This is a genomic window from Actinoallomurus acaciae (assembly GCF_042429965.1).
Taxonomy (GTDB): domain Bacteria; phylum Actinomycetota; class Actinomycetes; order Streptosporangiales; family Streptosporangiaceae; genus Actinoallomurus; species Actinoallomurus acaciae.
The window spans coordinates 1-5610 of the sequence record NZ_JBHLZP010000513.1; the positions used below are offsets into that span (position 1 = coordinate 1).

A 5610-nucleotide genomic window follows, 5' to 3' on the forward strand; every position below is an offset into this window, starting at 1 on the left:
GACATCCGGATGGCCGAGCTGGGCCCCGATGCCGGCATCGTCGGCGCGGCGGACCTGGCGCGCCTGCGTTGAGAGACCGCCCGGGACCCCCATGCCCCGCCGTGCGTCGTCGTCCCCACTCCGCGGAAGGGGCGACCGCCAGGACCAGGCCGACCCGCTCCTCCGCCTCGCGACGCGCCCCTGGGACGCCGCTCGCGACGGGCGAGGGCGCCCGGGCGGCCGCTGAGCGCCTTTGACGACGATCCGGCTGCTCAGCTACAACGTCCGCTCGATGCGCGACGACCGTGCCGCTCTGGCCCGGGTGATCCGGAGGCTGGAGCCGGACGTGGCGTGCGTCCAGGAGGCACCGAGGTTCGCGTTCTGGCTCCGCAAGCGCCGCTGGCTGGCCCGGCGCACGTCGCTGGGCCTGGCCGTACGCTCGCGGCCCGCGGGGCTGGAGCTGTACGCCGGGCCCCGTACGGCCCTTTTGCACCGCCGGCACCGGCTGCTGACGCCCGTGTCGGGCCTGCACCGGCGCGGGCTGGTCTTCGGGCTGTTCGAGGTGGGCGGGGCGCGGTTCGTGGCGGCCAGCGTGCACCTGGACCTGGCCGACGAGCCGCGGCTGCGGCACGCCGAGGAGATCGCGGCGGAGCTGGCGCGGGTACGCGAGCGGTTCGGCGCTCCGGTCGTGCTCGCCGGTGACGTCAACGAGGAGCCCGGGGGAGGGGCGTGGGAGTACCTGGCGTCGCGGTTCCAGGACGGTTTCGCGACCGCGCCGTCGGGACAGGGCGCGACCTACAGCTCGTGGGCGCCGCTCACCCGCATCGACGGCGTCTTCGCCGACCCCGCGATCGAGGTGCTGAGCTGCGGGGTGCCCGACGAGCCCGAGCTGCTGGCCGACTATCCGGCGGCGACCGACCACCGCCCGGTCGTGGCCGAGCTCCGGGTCCGCCCGAGCTGATCAGACGACCGCGCCGTCGTCGTCCTCCGGCGGATCGTCGCCCATGCGCAGGACGAGGGCGACGAAGCCGCCGATGAAGGCGGCGACCGCCAGGAAGGCGGCCCAGCTCGGCACGTCCCAGCTCAGGAACACCGACGCCACCAGGTAGATCGGCCCGCCGAGGAGAGCGATCCAGGCGAAGCGGGTCAGGGCGTCCGCTTTCGGGAGCGGGGGAGGGGGCGGGGGGATGAAGTGATCGTCGTCGTCCTCGTCGTCGGTGGCGGGCTTGACGACGCGCGCGGTCATCAGCTCGCCCGTCGTGTCGGCGGGCGGATCGTCGACCGGGTCCTCGGCGGCGTCGTCGCGGGGCTCCTCGATGTCCTCCTCGGCCGGCCAGGGCGTCTCGCCGGGGGCCGAGGGGCGGTCGAAGGACGCGACGATCTCGGCGAAGATCTGATCTTCGTCACGGGAGGCGGCGTAGTCCTCCCGCAGCTCCGGAAGCCGGGCCTGGAGGATCTCCTCGGCGGCGGCCCTGGCCTCGGCGTCGGCGTAGAGCCGGTCGGTGGGCTCCTCGGGCAGACGCACGTCCAGATAGCCCCCGGTCTCGCCCGGCGCCGGCACCGCGTACGCGGCGATCCCGGCCTCGCGCAGGGCGGCCAGCATCGCGTCCGCGAGCTGCGGTGTCAGGTCGGCGAGGGGAACGTACGCGTCCGCGGTCAGCCCGTTGCCTCGCCGGCTCATCGGCCGGCCCCCCTCTTCGCGCGGCCGGAGCCGCCGGGCGGCAGGCCCGCCGCCTCCGACCTGACGCCGGGCGTGAGCGCCATGGCGCCTCCCCTCGGAACTCCCGTCGACCGACGCTTCACGAAGAGCCTACGGCCGGGACAACTTCGATTGACCAAAAGGTTGCGGGTGCGGATCGTGGGCGCGTACGGCCCGGGGTTGGGAAGATGACCATCATCTCTCAGTTCGCTCTCCGGGCGTACACCTTCGGTCGGGCGGGAGGTTGTTTTACCGGTTGTCACGTGGTCCTCACCGCCATTGTCCACCCCGAGGGCCGGTCGGAACGGGGTGACGACCCGGTGACGGGAACACGGCCGCCCGCCGAACCCTTCCCGGCTTTACCCTCAGGTCGCGAGAAGTCAGGATGTTCTCCCCGCACGGGGCTGATGGGAGGGCTTGCTTTCCGCTATGGTCTAGACCAATCGCGGTGAACCGCGCCCCGCGCGTGATGCCGCATCCACCCTTCCCGGCCCACTAGTCTGGTCGGGTCAGTCCATGGTTCGAAGAGGAGTAGGCATGCGTGTCGGAGTGCTGACCGGTGGCGGTGACTGCCCCGGCCTGAACGCCGTCATCCGCGCAGTGGTCCGCAAGGGCGTCCAGGTCTACGGATACGAGTTCGTCGGCTTCCGCGACGGCTGGCGCGGTCCCCTCGAGGGTGACACCATTCCGCTGGACGTCCAGGCCGTACGCGGCATTCTGCCCCGTGGCGGCACCATCCTCGGTTCGTCCCGCACCAACCCGATCAAGATCGAGGGCGGCGTCGAGCGGATCAAGGACAACCTCGCCGGGCTGGGCGTCGACGCGCTCATCGCCATCGGCGGCGAGGACACCCTGGGCGTCGCGCGGCAGCTGCACGACCGCGGCGTCAAGGTCGTCGGCGTGCCCAAGACGATCGACAACGACCTCAACGCGACCGACTACACCTTCGGTTTCGACACCGCGGTCAACATCGCGATGGAGGCCATCGACCGGCTGCACACCACGGCCGAGTCCCACCACCGCGCGCTGATCTGCGAGGTCATGGGCCGCCACGCGGGCTGGATCGCGCTGCACGCCGGCATGGCGTCCGGCGCCAACGTCATCTTGATCCCCGAGCGTCCCTTCGACATCGAGAAGGTCTGCGGGTACGTCGAGAGCCGGTTCAAGACGAAGTACGCGCCGATCATCGTCGTCGCCGAGGGCGCGCACCCGGCCGACGGCCAGATGGACATCCAGAACCAGGAGCTCGACGCCTTCGGCCACGTCCGCCTCGGCGGCATCGGCGAGCGCCTGGCCGCCGAGATCGAGAAGCGCACCGGCAAGGAGGCCCGCACCACGGTCCTCGGCCACATCCAGCGCGGCGGCACCCCGACCGCGTTCGACCGGGTCCTGGCGACCCGCTTCGGCCTGCACGCGATCGACGCGGTGCACGACGGCGACTGGGGCAAGATGGTCGGCCTGAACGGCACGGACATCAAGCGCGTCGACCTGAGCGCGGCGACGGACGAGCTCAAGACGGTCCCGGTCGAGCGTTACAGCGAGTCGGAGGTCTTCTTCGGCTGATCTGCCGTCCGGACACCGGGCCCTCGCCGTCACGGCGGGGGCCTCGCGTCGTCCGGGGAGGTCTCGGGGACGATGAAGGGGCGAACGTTCAGCCCGCGTTCCCCGGCCGCTGTCTCCGGGACGCGGTCACCAGGGCGTCGCCCGCGGGCGTGCGGTAGTACAGGACCGAGCGGCCCGTGCGGCGGCGGGTCACCAGACCCGCGTCGAGGAGGATCTTCAGGTGGCGGCCCACCGAGCCCAGCCCCTGCCCCGTCAGGGCGACCAGCTGCGTCGTGCTCTTGGGCGAGGCGAGCAGCGTCAGGACGCCCGCCCGCGCGGGGCCGAGCAGGCGGCCCAGCGCCTGCGGCGCGCCGGATCCGTCCCCGTTCGCCAGGACGCCCGCGCACGGGTACACCACGGCGTAGCGGTGCGGCTCCTCCCACGACACCCAGCCCCGGCCGGGCGTGACCGGCACGAACAGCAGGCGCGCGCCTGAGATCGACTTCGGCGGATAGTCGTACATGTTGATCCGCAGGCGCCCGTCGCCGAGCCAGCGCATTCCCGGGCGCATGTCGTTCAGGGCCGCCGCCCAGCCGCCCTCGCTCAGCTGTCGCGTACGGGCGAGGATGTCGGCCTCCAGCAGCCGCCGGCGGCGCGGCCAGTACGGCCGTACCGCCTCCGTCCACACCCACTCCAGCAGGTCGGCGGCGCGCGTGGGCAGGTCGGAGCGGTCCAGCACGGACGGCAACGAGCCGTTCAGCGACACCATCAGGTGCGCGCGGGCCGTGTCCGGCGGAGTCTCCCGGATCCGGATCACCGCGTCGGCGAACGACGGGCTGCCCTCGCCGGGCGGCGCGGGCGTGAGGAAGTCGGCGTTCCAGCCCCCCATGAGACCCGCCCGTACGAGCAGGGCGGTGATCCGGTCGCCGCGGAGCCGTTCGCGGTACGCCGGCAGGTGAGCGTCGAGCCAGGCGCGTTCGCCGGGGTGGGCGGCGGTCGCGCGCTGGAGGGCGACCAACGAGGCGATCGTCTCGTCCAACGCCGAGATCACGAATCGACTCCCGGCCAGCGTGTCCGCGTTGACCTGCCAAAATCCCACCGAGTTTCGCCTCCCCGCGAAACCATAACGGTCATCCTGCGGGCGAAGTCATATTTCCCGCTATGCGTACATACGGGGAGCTTTTCCGGACCAATGAGTTCACGCCGCTGTTCGCCGCGAGTTCCCTCCAGGCCGCCGCGTCGACGGTGAGCGGGCTCGCGCTCGGCACCCTCGTCTACACCGCCACCCGGTCGCCGCTGCTGTCGGCGCTCAGCATGTTCGGCACCTCCTTCGCCCAACTGGCGGGTGCGATGGCGCTGCTGTCGGCGGCGGACCGGCTGCCGCCGCGTGCGGCGATGACCGCGGTCGGGCTGGTGTTCGGGCTGAGCACGGTGGCGCTGGCCGCGCCCGGCCTGCCGATCGGCGCGGTCTTCGCGATCGTCCTCGCCCAGGGCCTGGTCGCCTCGGTGGGCGGGGGAGTCCGGTACGGGCTGCTGAGCGAGATCCTGCCCGCCGAGGGCTACCTGCTGGGCCGGTCGGTGCTGAACATGTCCGCCGGGATGTCGCAGATCTGCGGATTCGCGGTCGGCGGCGTGCTGGTCGCCACGTTGTCCCCGCGAGGCACACTGCTCGCGGCCGCGGCCCTCTATCTCGCCGCCGCGGCCGTCGCCCGTACCGGCCTGGGCTCGCGCCCGCCGCGCGCCGCCGGCCGCCCCTCGGTGACCGAGACGTGGCGGAACAACGCGCGCCTGTGGTCCGAGGGGTCCCGCCGCTGCGTCTACCTCGCGCTCTGGGTGCCCAACGGGCTGATCGTCGGATGCGAGTCGCTCTTCGTCCCGTACGCGCCCGGGCACGCGGGCCTGCTGTTCACCGTCGCTGCGTTCGGCATGCTGGTCGGGGACACGCTGACCGGCCGGTTCGTGGCGGAGCGGTGGCGACGACGGCTCGGCGCGCCGCTGCGCCTGCTGCTCGCCGTCCCGTACCTGGTCTTCGCGGTGAACCTCCAGGCACCCGTCGCGGTCGCGGCGATCGTCCTCGCCTCGGTCGGTTACTCCGCGACCCTGTTGCTCCAGGAACGGCTGATGGCCATCACCCCGGGCGACATGCACGGGCACGCGCTGGGCCTGCACTCCTCCGGGATGCTCGCCATGCAGGGTGTCGGCGCCGCCCTCGCCGGCACCGTCGCCCAGCAGACCTCACCGGCGACGGCCATGGCCGTGATGGCGGCGGGGTCGGTGGCGGTCACGCTGGCGCTCGCACCCGGCCTGCGGCCGGTGGCACGTGCGCCGGAGCCCGTCGCGGCCGGGTCGCCGCGGTGAGGATGGGGGAGAGGCGTACGGCCAGGTCGCGG

General features: G+C 72.8%; 5 protein-coding genes. 3 read left to right on the top strand and 2 right to left on the bottom strand.

The annotated features are described in order from the left end of the window. Positions 1 to 232: 232 nt before the first annotated feature. Positions 233 to 940: an endonuclease/exonuclease/phosphatase family protein gene (locus tag ACFFNX_RS40415; RefSeq protein WP_378211465.1), complete on the top strand. Its 708-nt coding sequence runs from the start codon at positions 233 to 235 to the stop codon at positions 938 to 940. Here the strand turns inward: ACFFNX_RS40415 and ACFFNX_RS40420 are convergent, their stop codons facing one another. Further along, on the bottom strand, positions 941 to 1660 hold the full coding sequence (locus ACFFNX_RS40420) for a hypothetical protein (RefSeq protein WP_378211466.1): 720 nt from the start codon (positions 1658 to 1660) through the stop codon (positions 941 to 943). Positions 1661 to 2215: 555 nt separating this feature from the next. Between ACFFNX_RS40420 and ACFFNX_RS40425 the strand changes: the two genes are divergently transcribed. Next, on the top strand, positions 2216 to 3241 hold the full coding sequence (locus tag ACFFNX_RS40425) for a 6-phosphofructokinase (protein ID WP_378211468.1): 1026 nt from the start codon (positions 2216 to 2218) through the stop codon (positions 3239 to 3241). An 88-nt stretch (positions 3242 to 3329) separates the two neighbouring features. Here ACFFNX_RS40425 and ACFFNX_RS40430 read toward each other — a convergent pair whose 3' ends face one another. Next, positions 3330 to 4319, bottom strand: coding sequence for an ArsR/SmtB family transcription factor (locus ACFFNX_RS40430; RefSeq protein WP_378211469.1), 990 nt, complete (start codon positions 4317 to 4319; stop codon positions 3330 to 3332). A gap of 62 nt (positions 4320 to 4381) precedes the next feature. Between ACFFNX_RS40430 and ACFFNX_RS40435 the strand changes: the two genes are divergently transcribed. Further along, entirely contained in the window at positions 4382 to 5578 is a 1197-nt protein-coding gene (locus ACFFNX_RS40435; RefSeq protein WP_378211471.1) for an MFS transporter, read from the top strand. Positions 5579 to 5610: the final 32 nt, after the last annotated feature.

Coding starts and splice junctions, on each gene's coding strand:
- ACFFNX_RS40420 (WP_378211466.1), bottom strand. CDS start 1,660: ATGAGCCGGCGAGGCAACGGGCTGACCGCGGACGCGTACGTTCCCCTC.
- ACFFNX_RS40425 (WP_378211468.1), top strand. CDS start 2,216: ATGCGTGTCGGAGTGCTGACCGGTGGCGGTGACTGCCCCGGCCTGAAC.
- ACFFNX_RS40435 (WP_378211471.1), top strand. CDS start 4,382: ATGCGTACATACGGGGAGCTTTTCCGGACCAATGAGTTCACGCCGCTG.